We start from the raw sequence: 14,846 nt of genomic DNA on the forward strand, positions 1-14,846 counted from the left end.
CATCAACGCTCGTACGGATCGGTCAGAGCGGGCAAAACCGTGCCGGTGCAGTCTCCGAAGCCAATCGTGTATCCGTCGCCCTTTGCGGCGCCAGTCAGGGTCAAAGTGTCGCCGTCTTCGATGAAGCTGCGGGTTTCGCCGGTGTCCAGTGTCAGAGGTTCCTTGCCGCCCCAACTGAGTTCCAGCAGCGAGCCGCGTTCTGGCTTGGTTGGGCCTGAGATCGTGCCCGATCCCAGCAGGTCGCCCGTATTCATTGGGCAGCCAGACGTGGCATGATGCGCCAGTTGCTGGGCAGCGGAGTAGTACATCTGGTTGTAGTTCGTCTCGGCAATAGTTGTCGGGGCTTTCCCGGCGGGTGTCATCGTGATCGACAGGTCGATGTCATACAGCATCGGACCGCAATCCTTGAGGTGATCCAGCAGCTCAAATTCACGCGCGGGGGTGTCGCAGCGGAAGGGTTCCAACGCGGCCTTGGTAATAATCCAAGGGGAAATCGATGTCGCAGTGGCCTTGGCCTGGAACGGGCCCAGAGGCTGGTATTCCCAGGCCTGAATGTCACGCGCTGACCAGTCGTTCAGCAGGACGTAGCCAAAGATATTGTCGTCGGCCTCCTGAACTGTGATCGGTCCATCGGATGGAGTTCCGACAATCGCGCCCATCTCAAGCTCTATGTCAAAGCGACGGCTGGGTAGAAAGGCGGGCAACTCCTGATCAGGTGATTTCAGCTGCCCCCACGGGCGGCGAACGTCAGTGCCCGAGACGACGACGGACGAGGCGCGCCCGTTGTAGCCGATCGGGATATGCAGCCAGTTCGGCGGCAACGCGTTCTCGGGGCCGCGGAACATGGTGCCCACATTGAAGGCGTGGTTCCGGCCCGCGTAGAAATCAGTGTACTCGCTGACGGCAAAGGGCAGGTGCATTTCAACTTCGTCCTGCGCTACCAATAGGGTTTCGACCTTGTCCTGCTCTTCGGACCCGTCAGCCAGCAATTCGGTTAGCCGGTCGCGCAGAGCAGCCCAGACGGCTGGGCCTTCTTCCATCAGTGGATTCCAGAAGGGCAGATCGAACAGCGGCTCATCCGCCAGCGTGACCAACCCCTGTTCCTCGGCTGCAGTCAGGTCGAGGATCATATCTCCGATTGCGACGCCGCAACGCGGGTCGGAGCCTTCGGTTGAAAAGACGCCATAGGGGAGATTGTTCAGTGGGAAAGGGGCGTCGGCGGAATTGGCCGAAGCCACCCAGGATTTTTTCAATTGGCTCATGCGTGTCTCATTTTGCGTCGGGTTGGGCCTCGGGCGCTGCATCTGAAAATGCGGGCAGGGCAAGGCAGGTTTGTTCGATCTCGGTCAGGCGTGAAAATGGGGCCATATCCAGCCCCCAGCGTCGCGCGTTATAGAGTTGCGGCACAAGGCAAATATCGGCGAGGCTGGGCGTGTCTCCCATAGCGAAGCGCGTGTCTGACTTGGCCAAAGCCTGAAACGCAGTAAAACCACGTTTCATCCAGTGGCACATCCAGTCGATGCCTTGTTTGTCACTTGCACCTAGCGCGGTTTTGAGGTGGCTTACGACGCCCGCATTCTGGATCGGGTGGGTATCGACGGCAATTGTATGTGCTACTGCACGGGTGCGGGCTCGTTCCAATGGGTCAGAGGGCAAAATAGCCGGAGTAGGATGAGTCTCTTCCAGCCAATCCAGTATCGCAAGGGATTGCGTCATCATCGTACCGTCGTCCAGTTCGAGTGTCGGCACCAGACCAATTGGGTTCTTGGCCAGATACGCGGCTTCCTGCTGTTCGCCCTTGATCAGATTGACGGGCACATCCTCCCACTCGAGCCCTTTGAGGCCGAGTGCAATCCGCAGTCGATAAGCCGCGGAAGACCGCCAATATCCGTAAAGTCTCATTTCTTGCCCGGTGTCCCATCGAATTTCTTCTCAAGATCGCTCCAGCAATCTATGTAGTCATCCTGCAGCGGTGCTTCTTTGGCGGCAAAGGCCGTCAGATGCTGCGGGAAACGGGTCTCGAACATGAAGGACATTGTATTGTCCAACTTGTCCGGGCCCAGATTGGCATTCGATGCCTTTTCAAAGGCTTCCCTGTCCGGTCCATGGGGCAGCATCATATTGTGCAGGCTCATGCCTCCGGGAACGAAGCCCTGTGGCTTGGCGTCATACTGGCCGTAGATGTTGCCCATCAGCTCAGACATGATGTTCTTGTGGTACCACGGTGGGCGGAACGTGTCTTCCATCACCATCCAGCGTTCGCGGAACAGGACGAAATCGATATTGGCCGTGCCGGGATGGCCCGAAGGTGCGGTCAGCACAGTAAAGATCGACGGGTCCGGGTGATCGAAAAGGATCGCGCCAACGGGGCAGTAGTTGCGCAAGTCGTATTTGTATGGCGCGTAATTGCCATGCCAGGCGACTACATCCAGTGGCGACTGATCAATCTTGCTCTGATGGAACTGACCACACCATTTGATGGTGATAGTCGAGGCAACCTCACGGTCTTCGAAGGCGGCCACTGGCGCTTTGAAATCACGCGGGTTGGCCATGCAGTTGGCCCCAATCGGGCCACGACCGGGCAGTTCGAACTTCTGACCGTAATTTTCGCAGACAAATCCGCGGCACGGCCCCTCCAGCACTTCGACCCGATAAACCAGACCGCGTGGGATGATGGCAATTTCCTTTGGTTCCAGATCGATAATGCCCAGTTCGGTTGCAAAGCGCAGGCGACCTTCCTGTGGGACCACCAGCAGCTCGCTGTCGGCCGAGAAAAAATAGTCATCCACCATCGATTCAGTGACAAGGTAGATGTGGCTCGCCATGCCGACCTGCGTGTTCACATCGCCCGCGGTCGTCATGGTGCGCATGCCGGTGATCCAGTTCAGCCCATCTTCGGAATGGGGGACCGCGTCCCAGCGGTACTGGCCAAGGCTGATCACATCGGGATCAACACAAGGCGCGGATTTCCAGTAGGGTATATCGAGCTTTTCATACCGCGCCGAGTGTTTGACTGACGGGCGAATACGGTAGCACCACGTCCGCTCGGGCGGGTTGGCGGTGAAGGCCGTGCCACTCAGCTGTTCGCCATAAAGACCATAGTTACATTTTTGCGGGCTGTTCATTCCCTGCGGCAGTGCGCCTGTCAGAGCCTCGGTTTCGAAATCATTTGCCCAGCCCGGCATATAGCCTGGAAAGGTGCCGACAGGCGTTTCAGCTTGGATCATTTCACGTGGGTGAGTCGGACGATTCATGGTGAGACCTCGCTTTTCTGCTTGTCGAATAATAGTTGTTTTTGTAACTAACAAGCATGACACGGGATGAAACTAACAAAAAAGATGAGTTTGATCTGCGGGATTTCCTGCCATTTCTTTTAAATCAGGCGGCCGAGGAAAGTTCTCTCGAGTTTCAGCGCGTCTATAAGAATCGCTACGGCATGTTGCGGACGGAATGGCGGGTTCTGTTTCATCTGGGCAACTACGGAGAGATGACGGCCAAGGACATCGGGGTACGGGCAAAGATCCACAAGACCAAGGTAAGCCGGGCCGTGCGTAAGCTGGAACAGCGCCGTTTTCTACGAAGGTTGCGCGACGAAAACGACCGCAGGGTCGAAAGATTGTCGCTAACCCAGTCCGGTCAGGTCGCTTATCGTGAATTGCGCGGTATTGCGCAGGAATACGACGCGAAACTGGCCGCACATTTCACTAATGGCGAGGTGGTTCTTTTGCGGATGATGCTGCGACGGCTGGCCGGAATGGATTAATCACTGGTAATCTGCCCCTGTTCTTCCCAGATGAAGATCAGAGTGGATACAGGGACGTGACATGACAGCCTCGGAGACCGACGCGGCAAAATCTATTGATCTCATTGAGTGGCTGGTTTCGCGCGGCCTTGAAGGCGCAGACAAGCAGGATTTGTTGGATGGATATTGCACGAAGCTAACCGAACTCGGCGTGCCATTGATGCGATTTCATGCCGCGCAGTCGGCGCTGCATCCGGTCTATGGCGGAACCGGGTACAGTTGGTATCAAGATCAGGGGGGCGAGTATCAGACGTTCGAGTACTCCGAGGAGCCGAGTGAAATCTGGAAGCAAAGCCCGCTGTTTGCGCTGCTTAACGAAGATATCGACATAATCCGCGAAAGGTTGGTCGACCAGAACGAAGCCAGCAGGTTCCCTCTTTTGAATGATCTTCGGGAAACCGGAGCGACGGACTATTATGCAACTGGCGTCAGTTTTGACATCCCGACCCATAAGGGTCCCAAGGATGCCAAGAAACCTGTTGATGGGGTTCTGATGTCATGGACCAGCAATGCGCCGGAAGGGTTTCATGACACCGACCTGGACCTGATCAATACAGCGCTGCCGCATCTTGGGTTGGCGTTGAAATCCGCGTCGAGTGCGCGGGTCGCGCAGGATTTGATGCGCGTGTATCTTGGCCGCGACGCTGGTCAGCGGGTTTTGTCAGGTGAAATCCGGCGTGGATCACTGCAAGAGATTGACGCGGTGATCTGGAACTTTGATCTTGAGGGTTTCACCAGCCTGTCAGAGGAATTACCGGGGTCCGAGATCATCGACATGCTGAATGACTACCTCGCTGTAGCTGTTGATGTCGTTCACACATGCGACGGCAGTATTCTGAAATTCATGGGCGATGGCCTGATGGCCATGTTCGACGTAGGCGAGATCGACGCTGATGCCCGTGCGGCGCTGGGTGCCGTTGCCGTCCTTCGAGAGCGTATGGACGAATTGAACAACCAGCGCATCGCAACCGGCCAACCCGTGTCGAACTACACTCTGGCTCTGCACGCGGGTGAGATTTTGTACGGTAATATCGGCGCAGAAAACCGCTTGGATTTCACGGTCATTGGCCCGACGGTAAACCAGGCCGCACGGATTGCCGGAATGCACCGTTCGCTGGGGCAGCGCATCCTGATCTCTGACGATGTGGCCCGCGCGGCGCAACCCAGCGATCACGAGCTGATCTCGGTCGGTCGCTACATGCTGCGCGGTGTGCCCGAGCCGAAAGAGTTGTTCACGGTTTATCAGCCGGGCGAGTAAGGGATGTTGTCAGTCGGTGCCGGACATTCAACAGTGACCTGTGGGTGTCCGGTTCTTCTTTTACCCGGCTGGCAGACTGCCGCAGTGAACCTAAAAATCGATTTCTACACCCGGCAGGTTCAGCTCTTTCATCATATCGCGCAGTTCCTGACGTGCCGCAATATTCGAAATGTTGAGCTGCTTGACCCCGATATCCTTGAGGTCCAGCAGTGTCAGACCGCGGGGGAACAGTTCGCGGAAAATCACGCGCTCGGAAAAGCCGGAAGCGACGCGAAAGCCGATACGTTGGGATAGCATCTCAATCGCGCGCTGCATCTTTTCTTTGTTAACCATGCGCTGTGTGCCGACGCGGTTGCGCACCACGACCCAGTCAATTGGTTTCAGGCCTGCCTGTGCCCGCAACTGACGCGCATTCCAGACCATTTCCGAATAGACCGACGGCCCGAGAATTTTCTCTCCTTTGGAGTCGATCCGAGCCAGCAGATCAAAATCGATGAAGCTGTCATTCAGTGGTGTGATCAGCGTATCGGCCAGCGAATGCGCCACCTGGCTCAGCCGTGTGTGCGAACCGGGGCAGTCGATCAGAATGAAATCGCTGTCACTCTCCAGCTCGGCCACGGCGGCCGACAGTCGGTGGTCATAAATGTTCTCGCCGGGCTTCAGTTTGGTGGCGTCGATTTCGGGCAGATCGTGGTGGCGGGGGCCTGCTAGTGACAGGTCAGCGCCGTTCAGGAAGTTCCGGCGGTTTTCGAAGTACCGACCCAGGCTGCGCTGTCGAAGATCCAGATCCAGGGTGCTGACCCCATGACCCAACCGCGCAAGCGCAGTGGCCACATGCATGGACACGGTCGATTTGCCTGCGCCGCCCTTCTCATTTCCGACAACTATGATATGTGCCATGCCTGTATTCCCAAGTCCCGCCGTGTTTGCCCACAGGTTGTTGTCGCCCACTATATGTTGTGTAAGCCGGGAAGGGAAGAACCTCAGGCACGGCTGGAGGTCGATTGCAGACTCTATTTTGGAAAAATGCATGACTGGCGCAGGTTAGGGGCAGTCATTGCCAAATCCGACGCGTTGTTTCACTGTCCTGAGTGAAAAGCAGACCTAGAGGACACTGGTTGGACCATCTGTTTCTGAACGTTTTGAACGTGGTTTTGCCTGTGCTTATCTGCGCTGGAATCGGTTATTGTCTGGCCCTGATCAAGGCGCCTTTTGACAACAAGGTAATTGGTGGCGTCGTCTCGAATGTCGGGTATCCGACATTGATCATTTCGCACCTGTCGACCACCAAGCTGGATGTCGGAACCTTTCTGGACATGATGGCAGCGGCGGCGTTAGCGGTTGCAGGCTTTGGTGTGTTGGGGTTTGCGGCACTCAGGGCCTTGCGTTTGCCAGTTCGGGCGTTCCTGACGCCGCTGATGCATGGCAATGTTGGCAATATTGGTTTGCCGATCACATTATTGGCGCTGGGTGATGCGGGTATGGCGTATACCATGGCATTTGTCGTTGTCGTACTGATCAGCATCTTCACTGTTGGCATGTGGATTCCGGCGGGTGAGTTCTCGCCCAGAAAACTCGCCACATCGCCCATCATTTATGCGGTAGTCGTCGCGCTGATCCTCATGGCCACGGGTTTTGCTCTGCCGCAACCCATTGCCAAGTCCTTTGACATATTAGGTGGTCTGTCGATCCCGTTGATGCTGCTGACGCTTGGACACACTTTGGCAACTTTGAGGATCGACAGTCTCGGGCGCGCTGTGTTGCTGACGGGGTTGCATCTGGTAATGGCTCTGGTGATAGCCAGTGCGCTGGTTTGGGGTTTCGGGTTTTCCGGCACCGAACGCGGTGCGCTGATCCTGTGCTGTCTGATGCCGGCATCCGTGGCAACCTACCTTTTCATTGATCAGCACACGCCCGAGTATGGCCCGGATGTAGCCGGCTACATTCTGGTTTCGACCCTGACCTCAATTGTCGCTCTGCCTGTCGCGCTGTCTTATTGGATTTGACCACATGCCAGGTCACGCTGGGGCCTGAAGATTTTACCTTTGGACAGACGACTGCGGCTGTGATTTGGGGAAACTCTATACGTGGCGAAATAAAATCGTATAAATATAAGCACGTTATCTCAACAAGCCACTGAGTTGAGGCAGTGCCGAGGATTGATGCGTTGCCCGGTCAGAAGGCCCATTCGGGAACTGGGGCAAGCTGATGACTACGACAAACACAAGTGACACCTCGGATACGGGCGGTGCGCGCGTGGTACTGGCGATGACCGCCATCTGTATGATGGTCGTGGGCTTCAATACCACGGCGGTGGCGACAATCCTGCCCAATCTCAAGGCGGAATTTGATCTGACACCTTCCGCCCTTCAATGGGTAATGGCCCTGTATACGGTCGTCAGCGCCACCCTTGTTACAATCGTCAGTCGGTTGGGGGATATCACTGGTAAGATGGGTGTGTTCTTTTTCGGTATGATTGTCTTTGCTACCGGATCGGGTTTTGCTTTGTTTGCGCAAGATGCCACCATGCTGCTGATCGGTCGCGGCGCCCAAGGCGCGGGGGCGGCGGCACTATTCGGAACATCGCTGTCCATATTGACGGCCGCAACGCCGGACGAGCAGCGCGCGAGTGTCACGGGAGCATGGGGGGCGATCGTCGGCCTTGCCATTGGTGTGGGGCCTATTGTTGGTGGCGCTTTCGCCCACTACATCAGTTGGCGGGGCGTGTTTGCAATTGACCTCGTTCTGCTGGCCGCGGCTTTTGTCATTGGCTTGCGGGTGAGCAAGCGAAACTATGTACCAGATACCCGTCTGGCCGATGCCCGGTTTGATTTTCCAGGCGCAATTGCACTGATCCTGCTTTTGGGGCCATTGTCTTTTGCGCTGAGCAACGGCGAGAGTCGGGGATGGGACTCAAAACTGACTCTGATCCCGTTGTGTGTGTCCGCGGTCGCGGTGATTGCACTGGTGATTACATCACGGCGCAGTTCAGACGCGTTGATCGAATTGCGGTATTTCCGCCATCCGCGCTATTTTATGGCGGCAACGGGAATGTTCTTCACCGGCTTCACTCTCTTCAGTTTCTTTGTCTACTTTAACGTCTTTGTTCAATCGCCGGATACGTTCGGCTATTCGCCCATTGATGCAGGCCTGGCGATCCTGCCGCTTAGCGTGAGCATGTTCATCGTGTCAGTTTTCGCACCTCGGTTTCTGGCCCCGTACAGTTTCCAATGGCCGGTCATCTTTGGTATGGGGTTCATGGCCTTGGGGTTTCTACTGTTAACGACGACCACGAATACGACCGGTTATTCCGAGCTTTGGTGGAAACTGGCAATTATCGGAGTTGGGTTGGGCATTGGATTTTCCCTTTTGCCCCGCTTGGCCTTGCGCCTATTGCCAGAAGAACATGTGGGGCAGGGCTCTGGTGTGGTGAATGCATTCCTCTATTTCGGGGCGACTTTGGGTTCTGTGATCGGTGGTCTAGCCGAAGCCGTCACAATCCGTTGGGGGTTGTCCGAAGTTATTAATGCTCTGCCGGCTGGATCAACACAGCGCACCGATCTGGCCCACGCTTTGACACATGGGGCACCCAGTCAGATTCAAAAGTTGATTGCAGAGCTGGATCCTGAAAAGGGAACCACTTTGGCGCAAGCTTTGCGCGAATTGCAGGACAACGCTTTTGACAGCGCAATGTTCGTTGCGGCGATGGCGGCGCTAGTCGCGATGGTACTTGCGATCCTGTTGCTGCGCGGCCCGGTGCCGCCGTTGCATAGTGCGGTCGACCTGACGAAAGAGCGGAGATGATCCATGGCAGCGTGAGCTGGTCATGGGTTCGCCGTTTTGAAACACAATACTCCGCTTTGAATGGCCGTTAGGTCCGCTTTGCGGACAAAGCTGACACATCCAATAGCTAAGGCAATGTCGGGTATTGGGTCGTCTGCTTTAGAACAAAAAAATTAACTGGAAAGAAGGTTCAAATCGAAGCCGTTATTCCACTTTAACCGCACACATCGTGGCCTGCTTTAGTGGCTTGCCAGGATGACAGTATGAAGCAGCTCGCCATTAAATCGAGATGCGCACCACCGCCGTTCTTGAACACGGTGATCTGATCTTCACTTTCGCGCTGCATACGATCCATCTGATAGAAATCTGCAATCACATCATCTTGAGTAATAACGCCTTGCGAGATTGGGGTCTTCAACTCGCCGATGTGATCAATTGTTGTGTCCCGGCTGTCGACAAAGAGGCGACCCCGGCGTAGCACCTCATCATCGGCCTCACGCATATCGGGCCGGTAGGATCCGATAAGGTCTACGTGTTGGCCCGGCCGCAGCCATTCTCCCCTCAGCAGTGGATCGGTCGACATGGTTGCAGATGTGATGATGTCTGCCTGCTCAACAGCGTCAGAAAGGCTGGTGGCTACGTTAGTCCCGGGATAAAGCTTCGCAAATGCCTCGGCGCCCTCAGGCGACCGGTTCCAGACGGTAAATTTAGCATTCGGGAATAGCACGCTGTAGGCTGCGTGGAGGGAGTGACTGACAGTCCCCGCGCCAACAATGAGAATTTGGCTGCTATCAGTGCGCGCGAGACGTCGTGCGCCCAAAAGGCTGTCCCCTGCGGTTTTCCATTTGGTCACAAGGTGAAAGTCAATGATCGCCGCTAGCTTTCCGTCCTGATCTGAGAAGAGATTGACTGCACCCCCAATCGTGGGTTTGCCCGAAACCGCGTTCTTTGGAAAGACTGTGGCGCATTTCACCGCAAGTCCCATGCCTTCAATCCAGGCTGACCGATTCAAGAGTGTGTTGTCACCCTGGTAGAGAAGCACATCGGCGACTTCAGCTTTTGGCAAATCGTGCCCTTTTATGAAAACGTCTGTAAGCGCGATCCAATCGAGGTTTTTTTCGCCCTCTTCAAACGAAATAAACTCGGTCATCTCAATATCCTGATCGCGGGCCTGTTCAGTCCGTATATCTTCGACAATGCACACCCCTTACAATCGGATCAGGCGGCTCAACGAAGTACTGGCCCGTACCATAGACCATCAAACAGCAACTGCAACTTTGCGGTCATTTGCCACTATTGCAGCAAACGGTATTTTGGGCTCGAACCAGATGTTGACCAGCACTTGATTGTTCGACAAAAAAGGCCGCTCCAACGGAGCGGCCTTTCGCATTCGGATGAAGCTAGGTTTAGAAGCCCAGGCCTTCGTATTTCTTTTTGAACTTCGACACGCGACCGCCAGCGTCCATCAGGCGCGACGAGCCACCGGTCCACGCAGGGTGCACGGAGGGGTCGATTTCCAGGGCCAACTGGTCGCCTTCGGCACCCCAGGTGGATTTCATCTGAACCACGGTGCCATCGGTCATTTTGACGTCGATGACGTGATAATCGGGATGGATGTCTTTTTTCATCTTTCCGTTCCTTACGCTTCGGCGCCAGCCTTGGGCTTGTAGTTGGTGACTTCTGCGATACGCGCGGATTTACCACGGCGCGAGCGCAGATAGTACAGTTTGGCGCGACGAACGCGGCCACGACGGACAACGGTGATGCTGTCGATGTTGGTCGAATACAGCGGGAACACACGCTCCACGCCTTCGCCAAACGAAATCTTGCGAACGGTGAACGAACCGGCAATGCCAGTGCCGTTGTTGCGCGCGATGCAGACGCCTTCGTAGTTCTGCACACGGGTGCGCGACCCTTCGGTCACTTTAAAGCCGACACGGATGGTGTCACCGGCTTTGAAATCGGGGATGTCTTTCCCCAGGGCGGCAATCTGTTCCGCCTCAAGCTGTGCGATCAGGTCCATCGCAATTACTCCTATCTGCTCGTGGTTGGTCCACGAAGTTTGGGCACGGCCTGAGAGCTCTTGGTCTTCACCGGGTCCTGCGTACAGCCCGCCAGAGGTCAGATCGAATGTTCCTTTGGTCCGGCCTGCCGCACCGCGTCCTGGTCGAAGAAAACCCGACGTCTCGCTGCGAAACAAACCAAAACACCGGAGTCGCGTAGGCGCGGCACCGGATTGCCGTGCTTTACGGGCTTTGCGGGTCGGGATCAAGCCTAAATCGCAATCGAATAAGGGGATGGGCGGTGGGTTTTCGCCGTTGGGAAAATGCTCCGTTGCCTTGTGAGGCCGATCAGGCATTCTGGTCACAATAATACGAGCAGAAATTTGAAACAGGAATACATGATGCGTAAAGCACTGATGCTGGTCCTTGCTACCCTTGCGCTGGTATCTTGCGGGCGCCGCGGTCCCGCGCCTCAGTCAGTTGAGCCGCTGGCTTTTGCCGACGCAACGGCCCCGGCAGTTATCTACCCGGATTTCGGGGACGCCGATCCGCATGAATGGGAAGGCCGGCACCCTGGGCATTACCCGGTACATGGGTTGGATGTTTCGCGCTGGCAGGGGCAAATCGACTGGCGCAAAGCCCAATCCTCAGGCGTGAGTTTTGTCTTTATTAAGGCAACCGAAGGTGGCGACGTAGCTGACCCTCTGTTTGACGACCACCGGCGTGGCGCGCAGGCGGCTGGAGTGCCCTGGGGGGCGTATCACTACTACTATTTCTGTCGTTCGGCAGCGGAACAGGCAAGGTGGTTTATTCGCAACGTGCCCAAGGGGGCTGATCTTCCGCACGTGCTGGACATGGAATGGACGCCTCATTCCAAGACGTGCACACTGCGCCCCGATGGCAGTACAGTCCGGGCGGAGGCGCAGCGGTTTCTGGACATCCTGGAACGTCACTATGGACGCCGCCCGATCATATATACAACAGTCGATTTCTACCAAGACACCAATATCGGACGGCTGCCCAAGGCTGAATTTTGGCTGCGTTCAGTTGCGGGCCACCCCCGCAACGTCTACCCGAAGTCTATTTGGCGGTTCTGGCAATACACGGGCACAGGCCTAGTGCCCGGCGTGCAGGGCAAGGTGGACATCAATACGTTCAACGGAACGCCCGAAATCTGGGCGCAGTGGAAAAACGGCGGATACTGACGTCTGGTCCGGTGGGCCTAAGACTTAGCTTTGGTCGCAGAGTATGTTTCGATAGTGCCGCCGCCTACCAGATGACTGAGCCGGCGTTCACGTTCTTCGCCAAAGGAATCATTCAGCCAGAACCTCTCGCCGTCCGACAGCTGGCGGCGTTCAAACCCATGCTCGGTCATACAGCGGTTCACTTGATCGATGGCACCCTGGTCGCGCAATTCGTCTTCAAAAGGAACGGTAAGGATCGGGCCGATAACAACGCCAAACAACAGAACGTTGGTCATGTAACCACCAACGACAGCAGCGTTTTCCCCCTCATGCTTTTCGGCGACGCACCCCTTAAATGCGGAACGGGCAGAGTTAAGGTCATGACCAGCCTGCGTTGGGACTGACGTGGCCAAAGGTTTGGTCGTGCAGGCCGAAGCGGCCAGCAAAGCGATGAAAATGATTCTTTTCATTAAACAGCCTGTCTTACGCTAATGTGGAATAGATGCGCGCAACATCTGTTGGATGAGTATTTTGAGAATTGATCAGCTACAAGCAGTGAACACTCAAAGCTTGAATATGCGGCATGGGGGACACACATGGCGTGTCAGTCCGAAGTCTTGCCTAGTGATTTCAGATAGTTTTCCCACAAGTCCGGCCGCCGCTCACGGGTGATCTGCTGCGACAAATCCTGACGCCACTGGGCGATGCGCCCATGGTGGCCAGACATCAGAATATCAGGGATCGGACGGCCCTTCCATTCTGCGGGGCGCGTGTATTGCGGATGTTCCAGCAGGCCCGACGAAAAGCTCTCTTCTTCGGCTGAGGCCTGATTGCCCAGCACGCCCGGAATCAACCTGACTGTTGCGTCGATCAAAGCTTGGGCCGCGATTTCACCGCCGGTCATGACGAAATCGCCTAAACTGACTTCCTGAACGCCGTAATGTTCCAGGACCCTTTCATCCACGCCTTCGAAGCGGCCACAAAGAAGGGTCATTCCGTCACAGCGCGCGAAGTTCTGCATCATGCGCTGATCCATCCGCCGGCCGCGCGGGCTGAGGTAAATCAGTGGCCAGTTGCCCTGTATCCCCTCCATCGTACGTTCGATCGCCTCGCCCAGCACGTCTGCACGTAACACCATTCCGGCGCCACCTCCGGCGGGCGTGTCGTCTACATTCCGGTGTTTGCCGATGCCGAACTGGCGAAGGTCGACCGTCTCCAGCTGCCATAACCCTTCTTGCAGCGCCTTTCCGGTGAGGCTCTCCCCCAATACGCCGGGAAAGGCCGAGGGGAACAATGTGATGATCTTGGCTTTCCACACGCCGTGCAAATCCGGTGTCGGGGTCATCAGCTCACGCGGTTTCAGTGTCGGACGGATGGCTTTACGGCCATGGGATTTACCAGGATTGTCTGTCATGTGGTGCCGATCAGATCGTTTTGAGCGCTTTCAACCAAAGCCGCCTTTTGTCGGATCAGCGCGGCTTCGTCCAGACCAGACCGGTTGAGGCCCAGCAGCTCGGCCAATATTTCTTCGGGCAGGCGGTGATTGGCACGGGTCGGGCCGACCAGTTGCGCGGTTTGTTCCGAGGGCAAGTCCAAGAATTCCGCAAATGGATCCCCGGGTCCAAAGGGACGACCTTGCAAGTCTTCAAGCCACTCGGTTTGAACATTAACCCCCGTTAGCCGGTCACGGAAAAGCCCGGCTGTGGATTGCGGCGAAGGCACTGGATCGAGGCGCGTTCGATAGGCCTCGAAATCCTGAACCAGACGCGTGCGCTGCAAGTCATGAGCCCACAGGCTGCGCAACCAGCTTCCGCGTTGCCGCAGGGAAAGATACACGGTGATATCCACGGGTTCGCCGGAAAAGCGATCCTGAACCAGGTTTACCAGATGCGCCGCAAGTTCGGGCGCGGCCTCGTACCCCACTGCGACATTGCGGCTAGGTCGCAGGCCCGCGAAATTTTCTTCGCTGAGGATCAGCCCTCGTCGGTTGCCAAAATCCAGTGAAGCCAGAAACGCGTGCATCATGTCAGCAAAGTCAGTGAGTGCGCCGGGCGTGCCATAGACCGAATAGCGCGTGGCCGCTTCGGCCAGGCCAGATTTGCGCGTGCGATAGGGCAGAACCAGCGCGTGATCTGGCCAGATCAATTCGCGATTTTCGAACAGGAAGGATTGTGCTGCCGTCGTTCCGGTCTTGTGCAGACCCAGATGCAGCATGATCTTCCGCATTACAGCAGGCCTTCGGGTGGATCGGCTACGATACGGCCTTGTTCCAGATCGACCGTAGGAACCGCCTCGAGTGTAAAGGGAAGAAAAACCGTGGACTTCAAGCCGGGTCCGTGCAGTTCCAGCAGATCGGTTGCACCGTGGTTCTGCACCGATTTCACGCGGCCCAACAGAGTGCCGCCAGTGTCATAGACTTCCAGTCCGATCAGATCGGTGTGATAAAACTCGTCATCCGGCAACGATGGCAGTTGGTCGCGCCGGGCGAACAGGCGCAGACCATTGATTGCATCGGCCTCTTCTTTGGTCTCGACCCCGCCCAACCTTGCAGCAAACCCATTCTTGATTGTTCGGGTCAGAACCAGTGGATAGCGTTCCGTGCCGGTCTCGTCGGTCAGCGGAGAATAGGTTTCGATATCTTCGGGCACCGCGCAGTAGCTTTTCAGCCGCACCTCGCCGCGCACCCCATACGAGCCCGCAATACTGCCTACGCAGATCAGATCACTCATTTGATCCTTCCGTTGTCACACATAACCCGTCCTGCCAGTTGCCCTGATTGGCACAAGCCTCGCGCTGGTTGCTACGTTCAAAGTATA

General features: G+C 56.3%; 16 protein-coding genes. 5 read left to right on the plus strand and 11 right to left on the minus strand.

Features of this window, described 5'->3' with window-relative positions:
* Positions 1-2: 2 nt before the first annotated feature.
* Genes fahA through hmgA form a run of 3 tightly spaced genes read right to left on the minus strand, consistent with a single transcriptional unit; the run spans position 3 to position 3,254 of the window.
* On the minus strand, positions 3-1,262 hold the full coding sequence (gene fahA, locus AC2TCY_RS19690) for a fumarylacetoacetase (RefSeq protein ID WP_480850031.1): 1,260 nt from the start codon (positions 1,260-1,262) through the stop codon (positions 3-5).
* A 7-nt stretch (positions 1,263-1,269) separates the two neighbouring features.
* Positions 1,270-1,902 (minus strand): maleylacetoacetate isomerase, encoded by a 633-nt coding sequence (gene maiA / locus AC2TCY_RS19695; protein WP_480850032.1) that lies wholly within the window; start codon positions 1,900-1,902, stop codon positions 1,270-1,272.
* On the minus strand, positions 1,899-3,254 hold the full coding sequence (gene hmgA / locus AC2TCY_RS19700; protein WP_480850034.1) for a homogentisate 1,2-dioxygenase: 1,356 nt from the start codon (positions 3,252-3,254) through the stop codon (positions 1,899-1,901). The genes maiA and hmgA overlap by 4 nt, the downstream gene beginning before the upstream one ends.
* A gap of 56 nt (positions 3,255-3,310) precedes the next feature.
* Between hmgA and AC2TCY_RS19705 the strand changes: the two genes are divergently transcribed.
* Together AC2TCY_RS19705 and AC2TCY_RS19710 are read left to right on the plus strand one after the other, a co-directional pair.
* A complete protein-coding gene (locus AC2TCY_RS19705; protein ID WP_480850036.1) occupies positions 3,311-3,763 on the plus strand; it encodes a MarR family winged helix-turn-helix transcriptional regulator in 453 nt (150 codons plus the stop codon).
* Between the two features lie 61 nt (positions 3,764-3,824).
* Complete coding sequence (locus AC2TCY_RS19710; protein WP_480850038.1) at positions 3,825-5,060, plus strand: adenylate/guanylate cyclase domain-containing protein; 1,236 nt, start codon at positions 3,825-3,827, stop codon at positions 5,058-5,060.
* 90 nt (positions 5,061-5,150) lie between these two features.
* Here the strand turns inward: AC2TCY_RS19710 and AC2TCY_RS19715 are convergent, their stop codons facing one another.
* Positions 5,151-5,960 carry a division plane positioning ATPase MipZ gene (locus tag AC2TCY_RS19715; protein WP_480850040.1) on the minus strand — a complete coding sequence of 270 codons (810 nt, stop codon included), beginning with the start codon at positions 5,958-5,960 and terminating at the stop codon, positions 5,151-5,153.
* A gap of 218 nt (positions 5,961-6,178) precedes the next feature.
* On the opposite strand from AC2TCY_RS19715, the gene AC2TCY_RS19720 reads away from it, so the two are divergent.
* Both AC2TCY_RS19720 and AC2TCY_RS19725 read left to right on the plus strand, forming a co-directional pair.
* On the plus strand, positions 6,179-7,066 hold the full coding sequence (locus AC2TCY_RS19720) for an AEC family transporter (protein WP_480850041.1): 888 nt from the start codon (positions 6,179-6,181) through the stop codon (positions 7,064-7,066).
* A gap of 202 nt (positions 7,067-7,268) precedes the next feature.
* A complete protein-coding gene (locus AC2TCY_RS19725) occupies positions 7,269-8,864 on the plus strand; it encodes an MFS transporter (RefSeq protein WP_480850043.1) in 1,596 nt (531 codons plus the stop codon).
* 193 nt (positions 8,865-9,057) lie between these two features.
* Here the strand turns inward: AC2TCY_RS19725 and AC2TCY_RS19730 are convergent, their stop codons facing one another.
* The 3 genes from AC2TCY_RS19730 to rplS all read right to left on the minus strand — a co-directional run bounded on the left by AC2TCY_RS19730 (position 9,058) and on the right by rplS (position 10,866).
* Positions 9,058-9,993 (minus strand): ornithine cyclodeaminase family protein, encoded by a 936-nt coding sequence (locus AC2TCY_RS19730; protein WP_480850045.1) that lies wholly within the window; start codon positions 9,991-9,993, stop codon positions 9,058-9,060.
* Between the two features lie 256 nt (positions 9,994-10,249).
* Positions 10,250-10,471, minus strand: coding sequence for a 50S ribosomal protein L31 (rpmE, locus tag AC2TCY_RS19735; RefSeq protein WP_050605278.1), 222 nt, complete (start codon positions 10,469-10,471; stop codon positions 10,250-10,252).
* Between the two features lie 11 nt (positions 10,472-10,482).
* The gene (gene rplS, locus AC2TCY_RS19740) at positions 10,483-10,866 is read right to left on the minus strand and encodes a 50S ribosomal protein L19 (protein WP_480850209.1); all 384 of its coding nucleotides are present in this window, start codon (positions 10,864-10,866) and stop codon (positions 10,483-10,485) included.
* 381 nt (positions 10,867-11,247) lie between these two features.
* On the opposite strand from rplS, the gene AC2TCY_RS19745 reads away from it, so the two are divergent.
* Positions 11,248-12,051, plus strand: coding sequence for a glycoside hydrolase family 25 protein (locus AC2TCY_RS19745; RefSeq protein ID WP_480850046.1), 804 nt, complete (start codon positions 11,248-11,250; stop codon positions 12,049-12,051).
* Between the two features lie 17 nt (positions 12,052-12,068).
* Here AC2TCY_RS19745 and AC2TCY_RS19750 read toward each other — a convergent pair whose 3' ends face one another.
* From AC2TCY_RS19750 to rimM, 4 genes are all read right to left on the minus strand, one after another.
* On the minus strand, positions 12,069-12,500 hold the full coding sequence (locus AC2TCY_RS19750) for a hypothetical protein (protein WP_480850048.1): 432 nt from the start codon (positions 12,498-12,500) through the stop codon (positions 12,069-12,071).
* A 134-nt stretch (positions 12,501-12,634) separates the two neighbouring features.
* Positions 12,635-13,444 (minus strand): tRNA (guanosine(37)-N1)-methyltransferase TrmD, encoded by an 810-nt coding sequence (gene trmD, locus AC2TCY_RS19755; protein ID WP_480850050.1) that lies wholly within the window; start codon positions 13,442-13,444, stop codon positions 12,635-12,637.
* Positions 13,441-14,256, minus strand: coding sequence for a hypothetical protein (locus AC2TCY_RS19760; RefSeq protein ID WP_480850052.1), 816 nt, complete (start codon positions 14,254-14,256; stop codon positions 13,441-13,443). Before AC2TCY_RS19760 ends, trmD begins: the two co-directional genes overlap by 4 nt.
* A complete protein-coding gene (rimM, locus tag AC2TCY_RS19765) occupies positions 14,256-14,759 on the minus strand; it encodes a ribosome maturation factor RimM (RefSeq protein WP_480850054.1) in 504 nt (167 codons plus the stop codon). Before rimM ends, AC2TCY_RS19760 begins: the two co-directional genes overlap by 1 nt.
* Positions 14,760-14,846: the final 87 nt, after the last annotated feature.

The organism is Ruegeria sp. HKCCD7181, from assembly GCF_057221055.1.

Coding starts and splice junctions, on each gene's coding strand:
- AC2TCY_RS19725 (WP_480850043.1), top strand. CDS start 7,269: ATGACTACGACAAACACAAGTGACACCTCGGATACGGGCGGTGCGCGC.
- AC2TCY_RS19745 (WP_480850046.1), top strand. CDS start 11,248: ATGCGTAAAGCACTGATGCTGGTCCTTGCTACCCTTGCGCTGGTATCT.
- AC2TCY_RS19710 (WP_480850038.1), top strand. CDS start 3,825: ATGACAGCCTCGGAGACCGACGCGGCAAAATCTATTGATCTCATTGAG.
- trmD (WP_480850050.1), bottom strand. CDS start 13,444: ATGACAGACAATCCTGGTAAATCCCATGGCCGTAAAGCCATCCGTCCG.
- AC2TCY_RS19730 (WP_480850045.1), bottom strand. CDS start 9,993: ATGACCGAGTTTATTTCGTTTGAAGAGGGCGAAAAAAACCTCGATTGG.
- fahA (WP_480850031.1), bottom strand. CDS start 1,262: ATGAGCCAATTGAAAAAATCCTGGGTGGCTTCGGCCAATTCCGCCGAC.
- AC2TCY_RS19705 (WP_480850036.1), top strand. CDS start 3,311: ATGACACGGGATGAAACTAACAAAAAAGATGAGTTTGATCTGCGGGAT.
- AC2TCY_RS19715 (WP_480850040.1), bottom strand. CDS start 5,960: ATGGCACATATCATAGTTGTCGGAAATGAGAAGGGCGGCGCAGGCAAA.
- AC2TCY_RS19760 (WP_480850052.1), bottom strand. CDS start 14,256: ATGCGGAAGATCATGCTGCATCTGGGTCTGCACAAGACCGGAACGACG.
- rplS (WP_480850209.1), bottom strand. CDS start 10,866: ATGGACCTGATCGCACAGCTTGAGGCGGAACAGATTGCCGCCCTGGGG.
- maiA (WP_480850032.1), bottom strand. CDS start 1,902: ATGAGACTTTACGGATATTGGCGGTCTTCCGCGGCTTATCGACTGCGG.
- AC2TCY_RS19750 (WP_480850048.1), bottom strand. CDS start 12,500: ATGAAAAGAATCATTTTCATCGCTTTGCTGGCCGCTTCGGCCTGCACG.
- rimM (WP_480850054.1), bottom strand. CDS start 14,759: ATGAGTGATCTGATCTGCGTAGGCAGTATTGCGGGCTCGTATGGGGTG.
- rpmE (WP_050605278.1), bottom strand. CDS start 10,471: ATGAAAAAAGACATCCATCCCGATTATCACGTCATCGACGTCAAAATG.
- hmgA (WP_480850034.1), bottom strand. CDS start 3,254: ATGAATCGTCCGACTCACCCACGTGAAATGATCCAAGCTGAAACGCCT.